Origin of the sequence: Kamptonema animale CS-326, from assembly GCF_028330895.1 — a bacterium.
In the GTDB taxonomy this organism is placed as follows: Bacteria; Cyanobacteriota; Cyanobacteriia; order Cyanobacteriales; family Microcoleaceae; genus Kamptonema; species Kamptonema formosum.
The window spans coordinates 1-21,466 of the sequence record NZ_JAQMUA010000255.1; the positions used below are offsets into that span (position 1 = coordinate 1).

The 21,466-nt window shown below is 43.2% G+C and carries 17 protein-coding genes and 1 tRNA gene; 10 read left to right on the plus strand and 8 right to left on the minus strand.

The window, feature by feature from the left end:
* Window positions 1–63 precede the first annotated feature (63 nt).
* Entirely contained in the window at window positions 64–2,556 is a 2,493-nt protein-coding gene (locus PN499_RS14940) for a S8 family peptidase (protein WP_272032780.1), read from the minus strand.
* A 258-nt stretch (window positions 2,557–2,814) separates the two neighbouring features.
* On the opposite strand from PN499_RS14940, the gene PN499_RS14945 reads away from it, so the two are divergent.
* Window positions 2,815–4,878, plus strand: a complete 2,064-nt coding sequence (locus PN499_RS14945) for a S8 family serine peptidase (RefSeq protein WP_272032781.1) — start codon at window positions 2,815–2,817, stop codon at window positions 4,876–4,878.
* A 352-nt stretch (window positions 4,879–5,230) separates the two neighbouring features.
* Here PN499_RS14945 and argC read toward each other — a convergent pair whose 3' ends face one another.
* Window positions 5,231–6,289, minus strand: coding sequence for an N-acetyl-gamma-glutamyl-phosphate reductase (gene argC / locus PN499_RS14950; protein WP_272032802.1), 1,059 nt, complete (start codon window positions 6,287–6,289; stop codon window positions 5,231–5,233).
* Window positions 6,290–6,798: 509 nt separating this feature from the next.
* Between argC and PN499_RS14955 the strand changes: the two genes are divergently transcribed.
* From PN499_RS14955 to ureG, 4 genes are all read left to right on the plus strand, one after another.
* Window positions 6,799–7,182: a DUF2237 family protein gene (locus tag PN499_RS14955; RefSeq protein ID WP_272032782.1), complete on the plus strand. Its 384-nt coding sequence runs from the start codon at window positions 6,799–6,801 to the stop codon at window positions 7,180–7,182.
* A gap of 72 nt (window positions 7,183–7,254) precedes the next feature.
* Entirely contained in the window at window positions 7,255–7,692 is a 438-nt protein-coding gene (gene ureE / locus PN499_RS14960; RefSeq protein ID WP_272032783.1) for an urease accessory protein UreE, read from the plus strand.
* A 91-nt stretch (window positions 7,693–7,783) separates the two neighbouring features.
* Window positions 7,784–8,479, plus strand: a complete 696-nt coding sequence (locus PN499_RS14965; protein ID WP_272032784.1) for an urease accessory protein UreF — start codon at window positions 7,784–7,786, stop codon at window positions 8,477–8,479.
* 289 nt (window positions 8,480–8,768) lie between these two features.
* Window positions 8,769–9,365: an urease accessory protein UreG gene (gene ureG, locus PN499_RS14970; protein ID WP_272032785.1), complete on the plus strand. Its 597-nt coding sequence runs from the start codon at window positions 8,769–8,771 to the stop codon at window positions 9,363–9,365.
* A gap of 104 nt (window positions 9,366–9,469) precedes the next feature.
* Here ureG and PN499_RS14975 read toward each other — a convergent pair whose 3' ends face one another.
* Together PN499_RS14975 and murG are read right to left on the minus strand one after the other, a co-directional pair.
* Window positions 9,470–10,330, minus strand: coding sequence for an Rpn family recombination-promoting nuclease/putative transposase (locus tag PN499_RS14975; protein WP_272032786.1), 861 nt, complete (start codon window positions 10,328–10,330; stop codon window positions 9,470–9,472).
* Between the two features lie 62 nt (window positions 10,331–10,392).
* Window positions 10,393–11,478, minus strand: a complete 1,086-nt coding sequence (gene murG, locus PN499_RS14980; RefSeq protein WP_272032788.1) for an undecaprenyldiphospho-muramoylpentapeptide beta-N-acetylglucosaminyltransferase — start codon at window positions 11,476–11,478, stop codon at window positions 10,393–10,395.
* Window positions 11,479–11,654: 176 nt separating this feature from the next.
* Here murG and PN499_RS14985 point away from each other — a divergent pair, with 176 nt between their 5' ends.
* Together PN499_RS14985 and PN499_RS14990 are read left to right on the plus strand one after the other, a co-directional pair.
* Window positions 11,655–12,554, plus strand: a complete 900-nt coding sequence (locus PN499_RS14985) for a Cif family virulence factor (protein WP_272032789.1) — start codon at window positions 11,655–11,657, stop codon at window positions 12,552–12,554.
* An 85-nt stretch (window positions 12,555–12,639) separates the two neighbouring features.
* Window positions 12,640–13,416, plus strand: a complete 777-nt coding sequence (locus PN499_RS14990; protein ID WP_272032790.1) for an SDR family oxidoreductase — start codon at window positions 12,640–12,642, stop codon at window positions 13,414–13,416.
* 535 nt (window positions 13,417–13,951) lie between these two features.
* On the opposite strand, the gene PN499_RS14995 is transcribed toward PN499_RS14990, so the two are convergent.
* Entirely contained in the window at window positions 13,952–14,986 is a 1,035-nt protein-coding gene (locus PN499_RS14995) for a hypothetical protein (RefSeq protein WP_272032791.1), read from the minus strand.
* An 82-nt stretch (window positions 14,987–15,068) separates the two neighbouring features.
* Between PN499_RS14995 and PN499_RS15000 the strand changes: the two genes are divergently transcribed.
* The 3 genes from PN499_RS15000 (at window position 15,069) to PN499_RS15010 (ending at window position 19,606) form a co-directional block, all read left to right on the plus strand.
* Window positions 15,069–15,635 carry a hypothetical protein gene (locus PN499_RS15000; protein WP_272032792.1) on the plus strand — a complete coding sequence of 189 codons (567 nt, stop codon included), beginning with the start codon at window positions 15,069–15,071 and terminating at the stop codon, window positions 15,633–15,635.
* Window positions 15,636–15,931: 296 nt separating this feature from the next.
* Window positions 15,932–18,391, plus strand: a complete 2,460-nt coding sequence (locus PN499_RS15005) for an ATP-dependent Clp protease ATP-binding subunit (RefSeq protein ID WP_272032793.1) — start codon at window positions 15,932–15,934, stop codon at window positions 18,389–18,391.
* A 186-nt stretch (window positions 18,392–18,577) separates the two neighbouring features.
* The gene (locus PN499_RS15010; RefSeq protein WP_272032794.1) at window positions 18,578–19,606 is read left to right on the plus strand and encodes a hypothetical protein; all 1,029 of its coding nucleotides are present in this window, start codon (window positions 18,578–18,580) and stop codon (window positions 19,604–19,606) included.
* A gap of 122 nt (window positions 19,607–19,728) precedes the next feature.
* On the opposite strand, the gene PN499_RS15015 is transcribed toward PN499_RS15010, so the two are convergent.
* The 3 genes from PN499_RS15015 to PN499_RS15025 form a co-directional block, all read right to left on the minus strand.
* Complete coding sequence (locus PN499_RS15015; protein WP_272032795.1) at window positions 19,729–20,283, minus strand: peroxiredoxin family protein; 555 nt, start codon at window positions 20,281–20,283, stop codon at window positions 19,729–19,731.
* A 78-nt stretch (window positions 20,284–20,361) separates the two neighbouring features.
* Window positions 20,362–20,973 carry a peroxiredoxin gene (locus tag PN499_RS15020; RefSeq protein WP_007353609.1) on the minus strand — a complete coding sequence of 204 codons (612 nt, stop codon included), beginning with the start codon at window positions 20,971–20,973 and terminating at the stop codon, window positions 20,362–20,364.
* Window positions 20,974–21,156: 183 nt separating this feature from the next.
* Window positions 21,157–21,228, minus strand: a tRNA-Met gene (locus PN499_RS15025).
* Window positions 21,229–21,466 lie beyond the last annotated feature (238 nt).

Sequence of the window (21,466 nt, forward strand, 5' to 3'; positions counted from 1 at the left end):
ACTCATAGCACAAGATGGTTGAGGCGAGCGCCCACCTTACAATTACCAATTACCAATCACTAATTACTTAATTCGATTTTCCCGTTGACCAAACAAAACAAAGTGTTCAATTCCACTTTTGTAAACTCCAGCCTTAACTGCCGCTGCTACATCAGGATTATCCCGAAGATAAGTAACTTCATTTACTAATGGACTAGGCGATCTACCTTCAAATTGCCCTACCTTTGTAAAATGTTCATAACCACTACTAAATAACCCGCTGGCTACAGCTTCCGCTACTTTTGGATTCTGCTCTAAATAAAACTGCTCATCAAAAAACGGACTTCCTTTTCTCCCTTCAAATTGCCCAAACAAAATAAAATGTTCGTAGCCGCTGCGGAACTTATTTTCCTTCAAAAATGTAGCCACACCTGGATTTTGTTCGAGATAATAACTCTCGTCATACAAATTTCTGGGATCTCGTCCTTTAAATTCTCCTCTTTTAATAAAGTGATCGAAACCACTACGAAAAACCCCATTATTAATTTGCTCTGCTACATCAGGATTGAGAGCCAAATAGAGCTGATTGTCAAATTGATCGCTAGGATTAAGCCCTTCATATTGCCCAAATAGAGCAAAATGTTCAAACCCATTACGGAAAGTTTTATTAGCAACAGCAGCCGCTACTTGTGGATATTGAGCCAAATAGAAACTCTCATCAAATAAAGCTAGCATTCCCATCGCCCGATCGGCATTTAAAAAGCCATAACCGCTGGCAAAATCGAACCCTGGATCGGCCGCAGTTGTCCCCGGATCGTTCATATCTACAGCAGTTACTCTCATCGCTATTGCCACATCATTAGGAGTTGCCCAAGGTGCCACTTGTAGCATTAAAGCAGCTACCGCCGCTGCATTTGGAGCCGCCGCTGAAGTACCGAAGAAATTGGGTAATCCATCGGCCTCAAAAGGGCCAGTTACCTTGGGATCTGATATTCCGTAAAATGTAGTATTTACTCCATCAGGAGCGACGATATCTGGTTTGAGTCTGACTTTAGCTTGCTCTAATCTTTTACCATTTATATCAAATAAAATTGGGATGCCGCCAACGCTCGAAAAGCGTTCTAAAGTTGGGCCACCAATTAATTCATTAAATGCGGGCGTATCTTGATAATTAGTCGCCCCCACTGCAATCGCACCGGCTGCATTTTTATGTCCATATAAGGTTGAGCTATTAGTCGGGAATTCGAGATTAGTTGGCAAGCCTACAGGTGCATTAAAAACATACCTGATTTGCTGCGGATCGGGGCCACTTGCCCGGACAATGACAATATTAAATTTGCTAGTTTCTTTCCCCAAATTGGCAAAGGAAATAAACTCAATTGGCCCGCTAGCCTTGCCTGTATTGGCAGATACTTTGGTATTATCGATCGCACTACCACCGACTACGGCCGTACCATCGGCATTCAAGATATAAACATCTAAATCTGTTGCCGTTGTCGCTACTTCTCCTCCAACATAAAAAGGTTCATCCCACTGTAAGGTAAAAGCAATTCTTTTGCCAGGATCGAGAGTAAAACCTTGTAAAAAATCAATGCCGGGGCCGGGGTCAAAATCGTGGGCTACACCACCTTTAAAACTTGACACCGGAATGTTACCACCAAGGGTAGGAATGTTATTTTCTGGTACAACTGAAACTGGCAATTGACCGGGATTAAAAACAATTCCTGAGTTGACAAAAGCGCTTTGATAACCATTGCGGTTATTGTTGCCAGTAGAAGTGAAATAAGTAATTCCCTTGCTGGTAACTTCATTTACTGCTTGGGCCGCATCTCCGTCTTGAAAAAAAGGCGATTCAAAGCCATTAACATTGTCTATAATAATGTTAGCACCAGCAGCGGCAAGGGAGCGGATGGCATTACCAACGGAGCGATCTGTAAAAGATTTACCAGTAGCATCACTGGCTGTATGAAATAGTAACTTGGCACCAGGAGCGATATCATGAATTAGTTGCATTAATGCTCTGCCTTCATCAACTCCCGTCCCAACAGTTTCCGCTAAAACCTGTATGGGGGTAGTGCGACCAAAGGGATTAGTAGGGCCGGGAAGATCGCCGGAGTTGATATCATCTATGGCATTTTTTGCATCTCTTTGATTAATATCATAACTATCAGAAATTACCCCAATTGTAATTCCCGTGCCATCCACACCTTGCAACACGCGAGCGAAGTCAGCATACATCGATCTGTTAGCTTGATTTTCAACACTACCCGCACTATTAGGACTTACAGAAGCAATAGATTTTAGATTTTCTCCTGTTAGGGGGTCGCTGTTTTGATCTGTTGTCGCGATCGCACGTGAAACCCCCTCAGCCGACAAGGGCTGAGTGCTACTATCAGCAAGCAACAATGAATCTAAGCTGCTAGAGATAACCTCCGTGACTTGAGTGGCAGCTAGATCGGGGGATAATCCCTGATAGAACTCTCTTTGGCTAGCAGTTTTGTTGGATAATTGGTTAAACTGGGAAATCAGCCAGGGCTGCTCGTCAGGGTTCAAGTACGGAGTGTGGGCATTAATCATACAAACTGAGTTAGCGATCGCATCACAATAACTTTGTTATACCTTAACCGCTAATGTTGCAGAGGTTGGGTTAAAAGCAAACTGCGATCGCACTTAGTACGTAACGCCGCCCTCTGGGCGGTATCTTTACCACCCAGAGGGCGGCGTTACAAACAATTATTTTCCCAAAAAATTCAATTTTTCAGAATCAATTTTGAGCCTTTTCGCTTCAAATAATCAGGGCATTTCACAAAAAAACCCAGTTAGGAGAATATCTTCATGGCCGGCCCAAGTGCAGATAACCTTGCTTATTTATTAGACGAATCGCCTAACAGTTTAACTCTAACTCCAGGCTTTTTAGCTCCTTACCCAAAAGGACTCTTTGCTCTCGGTGGCAATGATTTCATAGTTGGTTCCTCCGATGGCGAAATGATCGACGGCGGCGACAATAACGATCGCCTGATCGGCGGTGGCGGTGCTGATACCCTAAATGCTGGCAGCGGTGACAACTTCCTCATCGGCGGTCAAGGTGATGATATTCTTACCGGTAACAGTGGTAAAGATATCCTCCGGGGAGGTCAAGGCGACGACTTACTCATCGGTTTTGAAGGCGACGATGTACTCGTTGGCGACAAAGGTAGAGACATATTAAAAGGTGGCGAAGGATCGGATTTATTTGTCCTAACAACAGAAACCGCCACACAAAACCCCGAATCTGCGGATATCATCACTGACTTCAAGCATTTTTTCTGGAAAAACTTAATCGGCTTAACTGGTGGCTTAACTGTCGCTGACATCACATTAGAATCAGCTTCCCTCAATCCTGGCAGCAATGATACTTTAATTCGGATTCGCGAGTCTGGAGCCATTTTAGGCTGGGTTACAGACGTATCCCCCGACTATCTCAACGGGCGTTTCGTGGCCGCAGATACTAAATTGGGAGATGAACTCGGAAGCGCAACTAATCTTGGTTCCCTGAGCGATAATCCCACCGTTAGCGGGTTTATTGGCGATGCTGAACCAGATAATTTTTACCGTTTCACACTCCCTTTCACCAGCGACTTGAAGTTAAACGTTACAGGTTTAAGTGCAGATCTTGATGTAGCCCTAATTAAGGATATTAATAACAATAACGCCGTTGAACCACCGGATATTGTTCAAGTCTCGGAAAACTCAGAGGCGAATTCAGAGGAAATTAATCTCAACGATTTATTACCAGGGACTTACTTCGTGCGAGTTTTTCGATTTGAGGAAGCGCAGACAAATTACACTATGAGTCTATCTGCTACCCCTAGTCCTCCCCCGCCACCAGGTAGCAGCGCGATCGCAGGTTACGATACTACTTTCGGCTATGGTTTGATTAATGCAGCTACCGCTGTTGCTCAAAGCATTGGCAAAGCACCTTTTCCTGATGTCCCCAATTTGGGAGGAGATGAATGGGGACGAGATGTAGTAAATGCTCCCGAAGTTTGGGCTCAGGGTTTCACTGGCGATGGCATTGTCGTCGCTGTTGTTGATAGCGGTGTTGACTACGATCATCCTGACTTAACTGGGAATATTTGGACTAATTCAGGGGAATTTGGCCTTGATGCTAATGGTGTTGAAAAAGCTACCAACGGCCTTGATGATGATAGTAATGGCTTTGTTGACGATTTCCGAGGTTGGGATTTTGTCAACAGCGATAACAACCCGATTGATGAAAATAGTCACGGTACTCACGTAGCAGGAATTATTGCTGCTAAGAGAGACGGAGTGGGCATCACTGGAGTAGCTCCAACTGTGAAGATTATGCCTGTGAGAACAGTAGATAAAGATGGTGTAGGAAAAGTAAGTAATGGCATTGCTGGCATTCGCTATGCTGCCGATAATGGAGCCGATGTAATTAATCTCAGTTTTGGCGGAAATGACATGGAAGCTGAAAGGCTAGATGCCATTCGCTATGCTGAATCAAAGGGTGTAGTCGTAGTTTCTGCGGCTGGAAATAGTAGTAATGGCCGGCCGAATCTTCCTGCTCGTTTAGCCGATGAGTTCGGTATTGCTGTGGGTTCAATAACGCGGGATTTGCAATTTTCTCAATTCTCTAACCGTGCTGGAGTTGTGGCGCTCGATTATGTAATTGCACCGGGAGGAAATGGGGGACGCTCGGATGTCGAAGATGTTTATTCAACAGTACCATTATCTTTGCCCGGTATTCCTTACCGCTACTTTTTCGGTACTTCTATGGCGGCTCCTCATGTTGCTGGTGTAGTAGCTTTGATCCGTCAAGCTAATCCCAATTTGACACCTAAAGAGATTGAGAAAATTGTTGTGGAAACTGGAAATCGTTCTGACATAATTGTGTAGGAATTGTTAGTTATAGCAATCCTAAATGAATCGTAAATTTTTTACCCCACCCCAACCCTCCCCTTGCTAAGGGGAGGGAGTAGGAAATTCACAAATGATTTAGGATTGCTATATTAGTTTTGGGTTGTTATACAAATTCTCCAAAGTTATGCAACAGTAGAAGCAGGCGAAGCATCTCCAGAACTTGAGATTGCTTCGCCTTGTTGATAATGACATACAAGAGCTATGCTACCGGACTTGATATCAAATTGTACATATCAAATTGTACTTAGTATTGAAGTATTAATTATTAAAGTTGGGTTACGCTAAGCTTCACCCAACCTACTAACTAACAACTAACAATTAACCATTACTAAGGATAAAAACCTAATTGTGGCAGTCCTAAAGTTTCTTCCCATCCCATCATTAAGTTCATACACTGTACGCCCTGACCTGCTTGACCTTTGATTAAGTTATCAATTGCTGACATAACGATTACTCTGTCGGTGCGCGTATCTACTTCTACACCGATGTAGCAGAGATTGGTACCGCAGGCCCATTTTGTTTGAGGATAAACGCCGCTGGGTAGGATTTTTACCCAAGGAGAATTACGATAGAAGGCGTTGAAAATTGTCAGTAAGTCTTCTCGTACTAATCCAGGATCGCGGAGGGTGGCATAGACGGTAGTGAGGATTCCTCGCACCATTGGTATCAGGTGCGGAGTGAATTGCACTTTAATGTCGTGTCCGGCTAAATCGCTGCAAATTTGTTCGATTTCCGGGGTGTGGCGGTGACGACCAACGGCGTAGGCGGCCAGGGAGTTGTCTGCTTCGGCTAGCAGAAGGTTGATTTCGGCTTTGCGACCGCCACCGGATGTGCCTGATTTGGCATCTACGATCGCGGTTTCGGGGATGATGATGCCTTGTTTGAGTAGGGGTGCGAGGGCTAGAAGGCTGGCGGTGACGTAGCAGCCGGCGCAGCCTACGAGTTGGGCGGTTTTGATGCGATCGCGATAAAGTTCTGGTAAACCGTAGACAGCGGTTGAGGCGATCGCTGCGTCTTGGCGATCGCCTCCGTACCAAGCTTTATATGTTTCTAAGTTGGTAAACCTATAATCTGCTGAAAGATCTAAAACTTTGCACCCCTTTTCTAGCAATTTGGGAGCCATCTGGTACGCTAAACCGTTGGGGAGTGAGAGAAATACTACTTGACATTTGGATGCTATTTTGTCCAAGTCTATCGCTTCTACTGTCAAGTCAATCCAGTTGCTCAAGTGCGGGTATAAACTGGAAAAAGGTTTACCTGCACTACTTTCGCCGCCTAGATAAACTACTTCGGCTTGTGGGTGATCTGCTAAGAGGCGTACAAGTTGCACACCGCCGTAGCCTGATGCCCCAACTATTCCTACTGGCACTCGCTCTAAATCTCCCATCATCTTACCCCCAGGCTGTTTGAGTCAAAAATGTGTGTACTTTGGCTGCATTGTACAAGATTGCTGCAATTCTATGCTGTTTAGGATCTAATCCGATCTGCGGGGCAGACATACTGCGGTAGCCTCGATCCTATGAATTTTCAGGAACTTACACAGGTTAATAATGTAGCTATTTTTACGCTTGTCTCCAAGCTCTGACTGTATTTATGTAGTAGTGACTTTAGTAGCTATACTCTATGTAAATAAAGGCAGGTGCTATCTGTTTTTTTGCCAAATATTGTTGCCCTAGAGGTGGAATGATATTTAGCTGTGTTTTAGTAACTACAACAAATTGTGGATATTAAATATTGCCAAAAATTAGAAAATCAAAAATTTTACCCTCAAAGTTTTAAGGGTTAATAGGAAAAAGCAGGTGATTTTCTTCTAAGTATTGACAAAGATTTATTTATGTTATAATCTCAAACATAAAGGCGCGAAATATCGAGGCAAAATCAAATAATAAATTAGAAATGATAGATGCTAAAAATGTTCTCGGTTCCCAACTACAGATTTGCTGCACTTCTCCGCTGACGGGTTTTTACCGCGATGGCATTTGTCGCACGGGGGGTCAGGATTTTGGGTCGCACGTTGTGTGCGCTCAACTAACAGTAGAATTCCTGGAGTTTACCAAATCGCAGGGTAATGACCTGAGCACTCCCGTGCCGGCATTTCAATTTCCGGGTCTTAAACCAGGCGATCGCTGGTGTTTGTGTGTTTCCCGGTGGAGAGAAGCAATGGAAGCTGGTGTTGCTCCTCCAGTTATCCTTTCTGCGACTCATGCTAGAGCGGTAGAGAGCGTTTCTCTCAAGGATTTGAAAAAACACGCCATCAACGAGGAAATCTCCCAGAATTAACGATCGCGAACTCTTAATCTGAGTTAGGTGTTAAAAATAGACTGGGTGTGAAATCTTAATAGGAATAGCGAAATGTTAGTTTTGACAGCAAAATTACCTGCAAATCCTGATGCGACTGTCAGCTTTACTTTACCTCTGACAGCTCTTGAGCGCACGCGATCGCGCCATCGGTTTGAAATTGATTCGGGGGAAGAGTTGCATCTGCGTTTACCGAGAGGGACTGTACTGCGCGATCGCGATCTTCTGCAATCTGAAGATGATAGCTGTTTAGTCCGGGTAACTGCGAAACCAGAACCCGTAATGACTGCGATCGCATCGGATCGGCTATTATTAATGCGAGCGGCTTATCATTTAGGTAATCGTCACATCCCTTTAGAAATTGATCCTAATTATTTACGGCTATCTCCCGATTCAGTTTTGCAGGGAATGCTAGAAAAAATGGGTTTGGAAGTAAAAGCAGAGATTGCACCATTTCAACCAGAAATGGGAGCTTATGGTCATAGCCATTAAATCGGTTTGGTAAGAGAAGGAAGAAGGAAGACGGAAGAAGGAAGAAGGAAGAAGGAAGAATAAGAAGTAAAAGTAAAAAAAGAGGTGGTGCTTGGATTATCAATTTTCTATTCTTAGGTTGTTGCAGTTAGCTACTGTTCCCGTCGGGGCTTATAGTTATTCAGAGGGAATTGAAACTCTGGTTGATTTTGCTAAAATTAATAATGAGAACTGCTTACAAAAATGGTTAGAACATTCGTTGCAATACGGAGCGATACGTTTAGAAGCAGCAGTGATGGTACGTGCTTACAGAGCAACTATTGTAGGGGATTTAGAAGCCTTGAGCTATTGGAATGCTTGGGCAACTGCGGCTAAGGAAACAGAAGAATTGCGCTTACAAAGTTGGCAGATGGGGCGGTCTCTGGTACGGTTATTACAGGATATCCAGTTACCTTTACAGGTAAAAGTGCTCCCATCTGTGCAAGAATTAACTGAGGTTTGTGGAAATAATTGCAATTTTGCGATCGCATTTGGTATCGCAGCAGTAAAATTGGAAATAGAAGAAGGAGCGGCTGTACTTGGGTATTTGTACAGTTGGGCGGCAAATTTAGTAAATGCAGGAGTAAAACTCATTCCCCTTGGTCAAACTGTTGGTCAACAATTGCTATTAAACTTGGATTCCCAGATTAATTTTGTCGCCCAAGAAGTTTTAAGATTAGAAGATGATAACCTTAATAGCTGTAGTTGGGGATTGGCATTGGCAAGTATGGCTCACGAAAATCAGTACACTCGGTTGTTTCGTAGTTAAATTAGCAATGAGGGAAGGAAGAAGGAATGAGGATATAGCAATCCTAAATGAATCGTAAATTTTTTACCCCACCCCAACCCTCCCCTTGCTAAGGGGAGGGAGTAAGAAATTCACAAATGATTTAGGATTGCTATAGTAGCAAACTAACTAACAACTACAACCAACAACTAATACCAGTTCTCCAAAATCATGCAACAGTAGGTTGTATGTATGTAGTAAAGTCAACGACACTGACTGTAGCATACATTTAGAGAAATGGTATAACCACTAACCACTAACCACTAAAAAAATGAACGCTTTTCGTGTAGGAATTGCTGGTCCCGTTGGATCTGGAAAAACTGCTTTAGTTGATGCCTTGTGCAAGTCGATGCGACAATATTATAAGATTGCAGTTGTTACTAATGATATTTATACCCAGGAAGATGCACAGTTTTTGGTTCGGAGTCAGGCCTTAGAAAGCGATCGTATTTTAGGCGTAGAAACTGGCGGTTGTCCTCATACAGCTATTCGAGAAGATGCCTCGATTAACTTAGTTGCAATTGAACAATTAGAACTTAAGTTTAATGACTTAAACTTGGTATTTGTAGAAAGTGGTGGCGATAATTTAGCTGCAACTTTTAGCCCGGAATTAGTAGATTTAACGATTTATGTAATCGATGTTGCTGCTGGAGATAAAATTCCACGCAAGGGTGGGCCAGGAATTACTAAGTCTGATTTATTGGTGATTAATAAAACTGATTTAGCTCCCTATGTAGGGGCAGATTTGGGAGTGATGGAAAGGGATACTAAAAAAATGCGAGGGGATAAGCCTTTTGTGTTTACAAATTTAAAGACGAAAGAAGGATTAGAAGCAGTAGTGAAATTTGTCCAGTTGAATGTTACCTAGAACATTAGTAAATTTTTGCGTGTCTGAGTAGGAAACACTTCAATTTTGGGTAAATAGCAGTCAGCCGAAACTAATTCGTAGCTGACTGCCAAATCTTAATAGTTTTAGTTTTCCGCCACAGCTTTATTTACGGCTTCAATATCCAATTCTAAGGCTTGAGCAATTTGTTCCACATTCAATCCAAGTGCTAATAAGCGAGGAACAGATTCGAGCTTACCTTCGAGCTTACCTTCAAGTTTACCTTCAAGCTTACCTTCAAGCTTACCTTCGAGTTTACCTTCCTCTTTAGCTTCAGCTCTAACTTCCTGAAAATACCTTGTCTGTTTTAACTCCTGTAATCCAAACATGGCTTCTATCTCCTGGCGACTAAACTGCGGTAATTTATAGACCATTATTGTCTCTATCAATCCTACAACTTTTTGCTTGAGAGCGACATCAGAAATCTCTTGCCGTGCTTTGCCGATTAATTCCCTAGCTTGCTCAACAGCATTTTCTTCATTCTGCACAACTAATTTCACCATTCCCAATTCTAGAGATAGGTTACTTGGTTCCCCTAACTCATCTAAATACACTCGCTGCAAAAGGGGAGAAAAACCTACACTTTCATGGGTAAAAAATCGCTGATACGGCCTTGGGATGCCGGGATCGAAACTGCGGCTTGCAAATATCGCTACAGCACGCCAATCTTGAACAGGTTGATATTGACCTAAGTAAACGAAGATTTCCGTAAAAAATCTCCAGTAAAAATCATCTTTTTTCTGGAACTGTACTTCCACAAAATAAATCACTGAGTCTATGTCGCCTTCTGGAGGTAAGAATACTCCATCAAAGCGGCGGGCTAATTCTTTGATTTCTTGGGAAGTAAACTGGTAGCCTTCAGCTAGTGACGCAGGTTCACCAATAAGTTCAAATAATACACTGGGTAAGGTTTGAAAAAGTTGATAAAAAATTGTGTCAGTTCTCACAGAATTATGGCTCCCTACCGATTTAATAATTCGTGCACTTTAGGTAATGCCGGATGGCGGCGTTACAGATATTTTTGGCTAATTCCAGCACTTAATAATTCGCGAACTAAGTTGGCTAAACGAGTAGCACTATCATTAACCGCCAACTTATAAACGGCAGCGGACATTTTTGCCAAGTGTTCGGAATCTGCTAATAAATTCAACACTTTAGTTTCTAAAACTTCTGCATTTAATTCACTTTGTCGGAAAGATAAGGCTGCGCCAATTTTGGTAAAAACTGCGGCATTAAAACTTTGATGATCTTCCGCTGCATAGGGATAAGGAATCAAAATTGCAGGCGTTCCTGTGACAGCTAATTCTGTTAGCGCACTCGCACCCGAACGACTAATTGCTAAATTTGCGCGTTGCAATAGTCCACCCATATTATTATAAAATGGCAGGGAAAAATATTGAGGATGTTTGAGAGTATCAGCATCCGGGTCATTATTTCCTGTTAAGTGTACAATCGTGGCACCAGCATTAAACCAAGCAGGAGCGCATTGCCTAACTAATTGATTAATTCCTACTGCACCTTGGGAGCCGCCCATTGCTACAATTAGGGGAACATTCTCAGCAATTGGCAAGTCCAAGGATTGAGGTGTAAGAAATTGCGATCGCACCGGCGTACCCGCATAAACCGTCTTAGCGCCAGGCAAATACTGCGCCGCCGCCTCAAAACCGATCGCAACTTTAGTACACCAAGGGCCAAACCAGCGCGTTACTTTCCCTGGCAAAGCGTTAGACTCGTGGAGGATAACAGGCAAACCGAGCGATCGCGCCGCTAAAATCGCGGGTGCTGCAATATAGCCGCCAGTGGTAAAAACGCCCTGAAAATTGCCCTGTTTTAGCAGCTTCCGCACTTCAAGGATGGAACTGGCGAGCCGACCCAAAATTCGTGCTGTACCCAGTCCGAATCGCCCCTGGAAGCCTTCTACGGCGATAGTATGGAGGGGGTAGAGAGGTGGGATTAATTCAGTTTCCAGGCGATCGGGGACTCCCAGCCATTCTATTTGATAGTCGCTCAATTGCTCGGCGGTGGCGATCGCAGGAAATAAATGTCCGCCAGTACCGCTAGCTGCAATCAGTAATCGAATGTGCGTATTTGTCAAGACGTTTTTTCTCCTAGAAGCTCAATAGATAAATCGATTTTATATGGGAAATTTGAAATTTTAGATTATCATGCTGATAGTTAGTTCCTCCACCCACATCCTACAATCTCAAAGCAGTCAGAAGAGGTGAATTGCCTCCCTGACTCTATCCTGGCAAATCACCAAAATATCATCAAATGCGTAATCCTTTGAATTCCCTGCCAAATATTTCTAAATATTTTCCCGATCGCTTCTCAGTAAAAGATGCGATCGCCTCTCCCTTAGTCTGCCTATCATCCCTTCCTCCTCTATTTCTAAGTTTAACAATTGGTGGGATTGGCTTACTAAATCCCTCCCCTGTTAAGGCTCAAGGTGCCCTCGCCGCTCGCGCTACCATCATTGCTCAAACCCCTACAAACGCACCTGCTGAATTGACAAAACTCCTGAGTGAAATTGATGCCGCAGCAAACAGCCGAAATGTTAAAGCATTGATGAAATTTTACAGTCAAAATTTTACAAATTCTGATGGCTTAAACCGCCAGAGTATGGAGAAAGCTATCAAGCAATTCTGGCAGAGTTATTCTACATTAAAATACACTACCGAGCTTAAATCGTGGAAAGCGGAAGGAAACGCATTTATCGCTGAAACTGAGACTACGATTACAGGTACTCAGAAGATAGAAAATAGAGAGATGAAACTTAAATCTACTATTCGTTCTCAGCAGCGCTTTGAAGAGAAAAGAATTGTTAAGCAAGAGATTTTAGCAGAGCGAAATCAGCTAACTTCTGGTGAAAATCCACCTACAATTCAAATGAATTTACCAGAGCAAGTCAATGTTGGTCAAGAATATAATTTTGATGCCATTGTGCAAGAACCTCTCGGCAATGATATCTTAATTGGCACAGCTTTGGAAGAACCAATTTCAGAAAAAACATTTTTTAGTACCAGTCCAGTAGAACTAGAATTACTGGCTTCTGGGGGAGTATTTAAGGTAGGAAAAGCACCCGAAACCCCAGAAAATCGCTGGATTTCAGCAATCTTGATGCGGCAAGGCGGCATCACCGTAATTACTCAGCGCCTCCGAGTTGTAAAGTAATAAAATTCTGTGGCCGTAAGGATTTTAGCTGGAAAATCCTTACTGCAAATCAGAGATTTACTGAGAACAAATAGCAAGTAAAAAAATGAACTCAGTTCAAGATAAAATTGTTTTAATTACAGGTGCTAGCAGCGGTATTGGTGCAGCTTGTGCTCGAATTTTTGCTCGAGGAGGTGCTAAACTAATATTAGCTGCTCGCCGCCTTGAACGGCTGAAGAATATGGCTGCGGAACTAACTAAAGAGTTTGAAACTGAGATTTATTTTCTACAGTTAGATGTGCGCGATCGCGCTCAAGTTGAATCGGCTTTTACCAAATTACCTGATTCCTGGGCAACAGTTGATATTCTAATTAATAATGCTGGCTTAAGTCGTGGTTTAGATAAACTTTACGAGGGCGATTTCCAAGATTGGGAAGAAATGATTGATACCAACGTCAAGGGATTGCTTTATGTCACTCGTTATATTGTACCTGGGATGGTGAGTAGAGGTCGCGGTCATGTAATAAATATTGGCTCAATTGCCGGCCATCAAACCTATCCAGGTGGTAATGTTTATTGTGCCTCAAAAGCAGCAGTTAAAGCAATTTCTGAAGGTTTAAAACAAGACCTTTTGGGTACACCAATTAGAGTGAGTTCGGTAGACCCAGGTTTAGTGGAAACAGAATTTAGTCAAATACGGTTTCATGGCGATGGGGAGAGGGCAAAAAATGTTTACCAAGGATTAACACCTTTGACACCTGATGACGTGGCGGATGTGGTGTATTTTTGTGCGACGCGATCGCCTCACGTTAATATTAGCGAAGTCCTCTTAGTACCCACAGATCAAGCTACTGCAACTCTAGTTCACCGCCGAGTTGAATAGAATAATTTTGTAAAAATAAAGACTTCCCGCAAGCTAAGCCTAATTTGTTTCCGATTTTTCCGGATCTCTTTTATATTCATGGGAAAGTAAGTTGGTAGATGCACCCTGATTGATCGCCCCCGGCCAAATTTGGCTGGGGTTTTTTATGGGCGTACATGAGTAATTTCTATTCTTTGATAACTTGTAACCTCGCCCTCTGGGCGGTAATTGACCGCCCAAAGGCCGGCGTTAGGGATATCTGCATTATTATAAGAATTTTCCTGAAAATTGCGATGCCTAATCGGATACTAAATTAGTAGATGCACCCTGATTAATAAACCTTAGCCAATTGCGGCTAGGGTTTTTTGTTGGCTGAGGAATTAGTGACTCACTACTATTTGAGAACAATGCTTAATAGTGCTATAATAGGTAATAATTTTGCGACTTCTGGGTTTTGTATAATTTGGATGAAGCCGCAAGAATTGCGCTATTTTTAGGACAAAACCATGACACAAGTTAACTTTTTTTCACCCATTACTGAGTAATTAATCACTTCTTACGGAGACTTCCGATCCGACCAAATTGGCAATTTGTTAACTTTTTGCAGGATTAAATCTACATAAGTCAAACCATTTTCTGCGCGATCTTCGCCAAAATATCCTTGGTTGCCATCATGCTTATGAGGCCCACTAATTATTTCTGCATAACGCCCTTGTTGCCGAGCTTGATTGAATCCAGAGTTAACTAGCCATTGCCATCGCGATGGGAAAACAACCCCGCCAATATCATCAATTGGATCTCTACTCCCGTGTAAATGATAGACGCGATCGGCAGCATTAAAACCTACTTTCCCTGAAAACACTCCACCGACAGAAACCACACTAATCTCAGCATTTAGCCATTCCTTAAGATAAGGAGTTGCACCTAACGCCACTTGTGCTCCACCGCTAGTACCAATTAGAATAATTTTAATAGGTTGATTTGGGGAAAGCGAGATCGGATGTTTAGCCTCCATCCGCTCGATAATTGCTGTGGCAATGCCCTGATTATAAACCTGTCCGTAGCGATAATCTAGAGAAATTGCAAATCTCCACAGATTGCGAATTTTAATTAGTAAATCTCCACTAATAATCTTTCCCTTTGCCCCCTCGAAAAACCGCCAAACAGGAGCAAATAAACGCTGACCTCCTAAACTTTTATTGGCTGCTGAGTAAGGGAAAATATCGCCAACAGCAACGCATTCTGGATGCACGTCAACTAAAGTCTTAAGAAAGAACTCTTCTCCCGGAGTTAATTCGTCTGCCGAAAAATCGCCGACTCCTGGCAGGAAGATAATATAACAATTTAATACCCCAGAGTTAGGAATACGCCTGTTGGTAGGTGTTTCTATATTACCAGAGTTAGATCGCGCACTTTCCAGTCGATTTTTCTGTTTAAGACCTAGAGTTTCAGCACTTTGACCCAGCCACCAGACTAGAGTTCCCACCGGAGCAGTAATGCCCCATACTATCAGGATTATAGTTGCTATGACTAAGAGCTTTAAACTGCCTCCGCGCAGCCAAATTAGTATCCACCTAGTTAACTTCAGCATTTAATCAAATCTGCTTGTAATTTGCTGTATTAAGGCGTATTGTATCAAAGTTGTCAACTACTTCGCTCATTAAGAATTTAACGTGAAAGGCAAAGATTCAACCCAAGGTTTAGGCACAACTCTTAGGAATGCCTTATGTTTAAATGTCAATTTTTACGAAGATGCTGCCGATACTCCTAGAACTAAGCGGATTGCTTTAACGATTGTAATTTTAGCAGCCTTGTCTCACGTTTTAGGCAGCGCCGCGATCTTATTAATTAATCGGGCAACTCTGCCCATACTGGCGATCGCACTTTTAATTGATGGCTTCGCTGTTGTCGCTGGTTACTACTTTTGGACTTTCACGATCTCAAAAATAGCTCAGTGGCTAAAACCGAATCACGTTAGCTATAGGGAATTGTTGATTCCGATTGGATTTGCCTATGCGCCGCAAGTGCTGAATTTTTTGACGCTGATTCCGCTATTAGGGCGAGCGATTGAGTTAGTATTATCTGTATGGAGTTTGCTAACTGTAATTGTGGCAACCCGCCAAGGTTTAGATATTAGAACTCGCTGGGCGGCGTTGATTTGTTTAGTAGGTTGGCCTGTAATTCAAGTAGCGATTGGATTTGTACAGGTATTTGGACAGTTCCTCACAACGCAGTTTTAAAAAGTGGGATTTCCAGATTTTTGTGTGATAGTTCAATTTTATGATATAATTTAATTCTCTCTTCAATTTACAGGGATTATGCTACTATTTATTTTAAGTAGTTGAACTCAACCAATGGAGGGCAACCGCTCCCCCGACTATTCGGCTATCCTCACTGGCTTTACCATTTAACAGCGATACATTAAAATAAAAGCAAGTACACAAAAATTAATATTATTTATTTTTTGTGGCACTCGCCCCGGCCAACCGTGAGGGGCAAATCAGCCCTAACTAAAACAGTAGGATAGGAAACATCTATGTTTGAAAGCTTTACAGAACAAGCCGTTAAGGTGATAATGCTCGCTCAGGAAGAAGCTCGCCGCCTCGGTCATAACTTCGTAGGTACTGAGCAAATCCTCCTGGGACTAATCGGCGAAGGCACTGGTATCGCCGCCAAAGTCCTCACGGAAATGGGCCTCAACATTAAAGACGTGCGGATAGAAATTCAAAAAATCATTGGCAGAGGTTCCGGCTTTGTCCCATCGGAAATTCCGTTTACACCTCGCGTCAAGCGCATTTTCGAGTCATCCCTGAACGAAGCTCGTAAACTGGGACACAACTATATCGGCACCGAGCACATCTTGCTGGGACTGATCGCAGACGATGAAGGCGTGGCGGCGAAAGTTCTGGAACAACTGGGTATCGAACGAGCTCAAGTCCGCACCCAAGTAATTCGGGCAGCAGGAGAAACTGTAGCGGTGGGTGGTGGTCGCGATCGCAATACCAAAACCCCAACCTTAGAAGAGTTCGGCACTAACCTGACCAAACTAGCAACCGAAGGCAAACTCGACCCCGTAGTGGGACGGGAAAAAGAAATCGAACGAGTGATCCAAATTTTGGGTCGCCGCACGAAAAACAATCCCGTATTAGTAGGCGAACCCGGAGTTGGCAAAACTGCGATCGCCGAAGGTATCGCCCAACGCATCGCCAACAACAGCGTTCACGAAATCCTAGAAGGCAAACAAGTCATCAGCCTAGACATGGGAGCCATGATTGCAGGTACCAAGTTTCGGGGCGAATTTGAAGAACGCCTCAAAACCGTCATGCAAGAAATCTTCAACGCTGGTAACATCATCCTGTTTATCGACGAGATCCACACCTTAATCGGAGCTGGAGCCGTACAGGGGAGCATGGATGCCGCCAACATCCTCAAACCAGCCCTCGCTAGAGGTCAATTGCAGTGCGTCGGCGCAACCACCCTCGATGAATATCGCAAACACATCGAACGGGACGCAGCCTTAGAACGCCGCTTCCAGCCTGTGAAAATCGGCGAACCCAGCGTTGAAGAAACCCTAGAAATTCTGCGCGGCTTGCGGTCAGCCTACGAAAAACACCACAAACTGACCATTTCCGACGCAGCTTTGGAAGCAGCAGCTACCCTGAGCGATCGCTACATCAACGATCGCTTCCTACCAGACAAAGCCATTGACCTCATCGACGAAGCAGGTTCCCGCGTTCACGTCATGAACTCACAGCAGTCGCCAGAAGTCAAAGAACTCAAGCGACAACTGCCGCAAGTGACCAAAGAAAAAGAAACTGCCGTCCGCGATCAAGACTTTGAACTAGCTGGAAAATTGCGCGATCGCGAACTCGAACTCCAAGGCCAAATCAAAGCCGCCTCCAGCATAAAACCAGAAGTCACAACCCTACCGATCGTCACCGAAGAAGATATCGCCCACATCGTCGCATCTTGGACAGGCGTACCCGTCAGCAAACTCACAGAATCCGAATCTGAATTGCTGATGCACATGGAAGACACCCTCCATCAGCGCCTCATCGGTCAAGAAGAAGCCGTTAGCGCCGTTTCTCGCGCCATCCGTCGCGCCCGCGTCGGCTTGAAAAATCCCAATCGACCGATCGCTAGCTTCATCTTCTCCGGCCCCACGGGTGTTGGCAAAACCGAACTTACTAAGGCCTTAGCTGCCTACTTCTTCGGTTCCGAAGAAGCCATGATTCGACTCGATATGTCCGAATTTATGGAACGGCACACTGTTTCTAAACTGATCGGTTCTCCTCCTGGTTTTGTGGGCTACGACGAAGGCGGTCAACTAACAGAAGCAGTTCGTCGCAAACCTTACACAGTAGTCTTATTCGATGAAATCGAAAAAGCTCACCCCGATGTCTTCAATATTCTTTTACAAATATTAGAAGATGGGCGCTTAACGGATGCCAAAGGTCGGACTGTAGACTTCAAGAATACGCTGCTGATTATGACTTCAAACATCGGTTCTAAAGTCATAGAAAAAGGCGGTGGTGGCATCGGTTTCGAGTTTGCAGAAAACCAAGCAGATGCTCAATACACCCGGATTCGCTCCTTGGTAAATGAAGAACTCAAGCAACACTTCCGCCCCGAATTTCTCAACCGACTCGATGAAATTATCGTCTTCCGTCAGTTGAATAAGGAAGAAGTCAAGCAAATTGCCGACATCATGCTCCGCCAACTTTTCAGTCGCTTAACTGAACAAGGTATGACCTTGCAAGTGACAGAAAGGTTCAAGGATCATCTAGTAAAAGAAGGCTACAATCCCAGTTACGGTGCAAGGCCTCTCCGTCGCGCCATTATGCGATTGTTGGAAGACGTACTCGCTGAGGAAATGCTTTCCGGCCGACTCAAAGAAGGAGACAGCGCGATCGTAGATGTAGATGATAATGGGGAAGTTAAGGTATTACCCACCGATCCATCACCACCTAAACTAGAATTAGCTCTCTCCCACTAAAATAATAAATGAACGCAGATTTTTAAAAGAATCTGCGTTCATTTGTTTTTAATGGCTAATTTAGGACTTACACGCTTACTAGGATTTTCTGTCATTGCAAGCCAAGAGAAGCAATCTCCAACCCTTGGTAATACTTCACCATCCTCAATTGCCTAGTGTCTAATTCTATAAAAAATTATAGAATTTTTGAAAGAAATTTTTCACAAATTGTGCCAAGCAATTAGTGTCAACCCGCTAGCGATCGGACTGTTGAATTGCGTTGCTGTTATTATGATATGGGCTCTGCAAATACATAGCTATTTATCTCCTACAAGTCAATACAATTTGTCTAAATACTACAGAAAAAAACGTCCAGATGTTTTGACCCTTGAAGTGAGTTGTCCAAGCGAAGATCCGCAAAATCCTAATTGCCTTAGCATAATGGAGGAACACTCTTTCCAATATTATAAAAGTACTTGCAATTTAATTCGGTTCCCCATTCTCTGTTTTAATAAAAAAGTAATTTCTCGATCTTTAGCGGGGAGAATTCTTCCCGAACTATTAGATATGGGTTTGCCGATTAATCCAAGCGATCGCGACAAACTAGAAATCAAAACTTTTGATGACGATGTATCCAGAAAGGCCTGGGAATCCAGAAGCAACTGGACAATTTATGTAGATCCCTCTGATTTTAGTCGAGTAGAATACGAGCAAATTCTCTGCTGTTATGAAGCACATCGCCAGAAAATAGATTCTACACTAAAAACTTCTAAAGTTATTCCCTGGTGGATTTGGAAATCACAATACCCCAAAAGCTTTGGCTTTGATTATCGCGCCCAACGTATTGCTCACATTGTCTATGGAGCCATGCCTAAACCTCAAGTCTTCTCACCTCAAAAAATCTCTACAGGCTACCTAAGAGATGGCGAATGGATTTCTACTTCTACTGAAACTTTGACCATTTACCATAATGGGCAATGGCAGATTGATATTGGCGGCAAACATGGCAAAAATCAGTGGAATAGTACAATTGGTAGGGGAAAGGTAACATTTGCTGATGGGAAGAACGTATTTGATGTTAAGTATCTGAGTTTTTCTGATTTAGACTCTATTAAAGATATCAGCGTTCGCGAATATTTTGATTCTTTGGTTGATATTGAAGGTAAGAAATTGACAGATTTTTATCAACTTGGTAATATCCCATCTAAATTCAATACAATTAAAACTTTTCCGTGATAGCAGCTAATTGTTTGCAACCAGTATTTTGATTTTACTAGGTGCTTTTGCTGCCGGACGTTAGGGAGTTTGTTGCAAAGTTAAAGTATAGGATAGACAAGTTTCAAATCCCCCAAAACAGCTTATCCTGTAGTTATCAGCCGATCTACCGCTGCAAGTAAAGTCTCGAAACTAGCATTATGATCCAAGAAAGAAAACAAATGTTTAAACTGAAGTATTCCTCGTTCATCTAACACAAACTGCCCTGGCAAAGGAGCCCCCAAAGCTTGACCGACTTGATATGCTCGAAATACTCGACAAGTAGGATCGCACAGCAAGGGTATTTTTAAACCTAAATCTGTAACCACGATTTGACTTTGCCGCTCATCGGTACTGGTAATCATCAACAGTTCTACATCCCTCTGGGCAAACTGCTCGTAGTTTTCATTAAGTGCTTTAATGTGGGGGAAGCAAAACGGGCAATATTGCTTTTCTGTGAAGATGCGGGTAAATGCGAGTACAACTGGGCGATCGCCCCGGTAATTTGATAAACGCACCAGTTTACCGTTGGTAATATCTGGTAGTTCAAAGTCTGGAGTTATTTCCCCAACTTTAAGCTCGTTTGTAGCGGGAACGGGAAAAAAGTTTTGAAAAAAGCGCTGATTTAACAAGCCCCTAAAGTCTGTGGAAGTCAGCATAATTTCTAATTACTAACTAATTACTAATTGGTAGTTGTTAACAGTTAACTGTTAACTGTTAACTGTTAACAACTTGGATTATACCGCCGCAAAGTATACTTTGGACTTCACGGGATCGGGATTCATGGTCTTTTCTCCAGGCTGCCAACCAGCGGGACAAACTTCATCGGGGTGAGACTGGACGTGCTGAATGGCTTGCAGGGTGCGGAGGGTTTCATCCACATTGCGACCAAAGGCGAGGTTATTAATCGTTGAGTGCTGGATAATACCTTCTTTGTCGATGATGAACAGACCTCTCAGAGCAATTCCTGCTTCTGGATCGAGGACGTTATAATCGGCGCTAATTGTTTTTTTGATATCAGCAACTAAGGGATAGTTGAGGTCGCCAACGCCGCCGGATTTGCGATCGCTCTGTATCCAGGCCAGGTGAGAAAATTCGCTGTCCACGGATACGCCCAGAATTTCAGTATCGAGTTTCTTGAACTCTTCGTGGCGATCGCTAAAAGCTATAATTTCTGTCGGGCAAACAAAAGTGAAGTCCAAGGGGTAGAAAAACAAGACTACATACTTTTTGCCTTTATAGTCAGACAGTTTAACCGTCTTGAATTCCTGATCCACTACGGCTGTGGCTGTGAAGTCGGGTGCAGGTAGACCAACCCGGAGGGTTTCGGTTTCTGTTTTAACGGCCATGAATTTATTCTCCTTGAATTGCTGTAGGCTTAGTCCCAAGGTCGCCCTTGAGCAAGTCTGTCCAGGCAGATACTAATTTTACGAACTGTTACAAATATACCATACTCATAACGACTACAACTACACTCCGCGATCAAAAAACGCGCTAGAACAGAGTCAGCGCGTTTTTTACTTTATTAAATATGGCTCAGGCGGGATTTGAACCTGCGACCGAGGGCTTATGAGTCCCTAGCTCTGCCACTGAGCTACTGAGCCAAATTGGTTTCACGATTTTTTATCTTAGCACAAGGTCGCCAACAATAGCTAGAGCAAATTGATAAAAAAAACAAAATTTTTAACTCTGAGTTATTGGTTTTGATAATAGAGCAACTGCCAGCCGATACCTTTAGGACATCTTGAAGTGTTCAAACCCTTACATCCCTTACTTTAATTCTATTTTTCTCCTCTTCCCTTCTTTCCCTAACCCTGAGCATCGGAGCATCCTAGCCCCTCT

What these genes read in the sequence shown, in the direction of transcription:
- PN499_RS14940 (WP_272032780.1), bottom strand. Translation starts at nt 2,556, where the DNA reads ATGATTAATGCCCACACTCCGTACTTGAACCCTGACGAGCAGCCCTGG.
- PN499_RS14945 (WP_272032781.1), top strand. Translation starts at nt 2,815, where the DNA reads ATGGCCGGCCCAAGTGCAGATAACCTTGCTTATTTATTAGACGAATCG.
- argC (WP_272032802.1), bottom strand. Translation starts at nt 6,289, where the DNA reads ATGGGAGATTTAGAGCGAGTGCCAGTAGGAATAGTTGGGGCATCAGGC.
- PN499_RS14955 (WP_272032782.1), top strand. Translation starts at nt 6,799, where the DNA reads ATGATAGATGCTAAAAATGTTCTCGGTTCCCAACTACAGATTTGCTGC.
- ureE (WP_272032783.1), top strand. Translation starts at nt 7,255, where the DNA reads ATGTTAGTTTTGACAGCAAAATTACCTGCAAATCCTGATGCGACTGTC.
- ureG (WP_272032785.1), top strand. Translation starts at nt 8,769, where the DNA reads ATGAACGCTTTTCGTGTAGGAATTGCTGGTCCCGTTGGATCTGGAAAA.
- PN499_RS14985 (WP_272032789.1), top strand. Translation starts at nt 11,655, where the DNA reads ATGCGTAATCCTTTGAATTCCCTGCCAAATATTTCTAAATATTTTCCC.
- PN499_RS14990 (WP_272032790.1), top strand. Translation starts at nt 12,640, where the DNA reads ATGAACTCAGTTCAAGATAAAATTGTTTTAATTACAGGTGCTAGCAGC.
- PN499_RS14995 (WP_272032791.1), bottom strand. Translation starts at nt 14,986, where the DNA reads ATGCTGAAGTTAACTAGGTGGATACTAATTTGGCTGCGCGGAGGCAGT.
- PN499_RS15005 (WP_272032793.1), top strand. Translation starts at nt 15,932, where the DNA reads ATGTTTGAAAGCTTTACAGAACAAGCCGTTAAGGTGATAATGCTCGCT.
- PN499_RS15015 (WP_272032795.1), bottom strand. Translation starts at nt 20,283, where the DNA reads ATGCTGACTTCCACAGACTTTAGGGGCTTGTTAAATCAGCGCTTTTTT.
- PN499_RS15020 (WP_007353609.1), bottom strand. Translation starts at nt 20,973, where the DNA reads ATGGCCGTTAAAACAGAAACCGAAACCCTCCGGGTTGGTCTACCTGCA.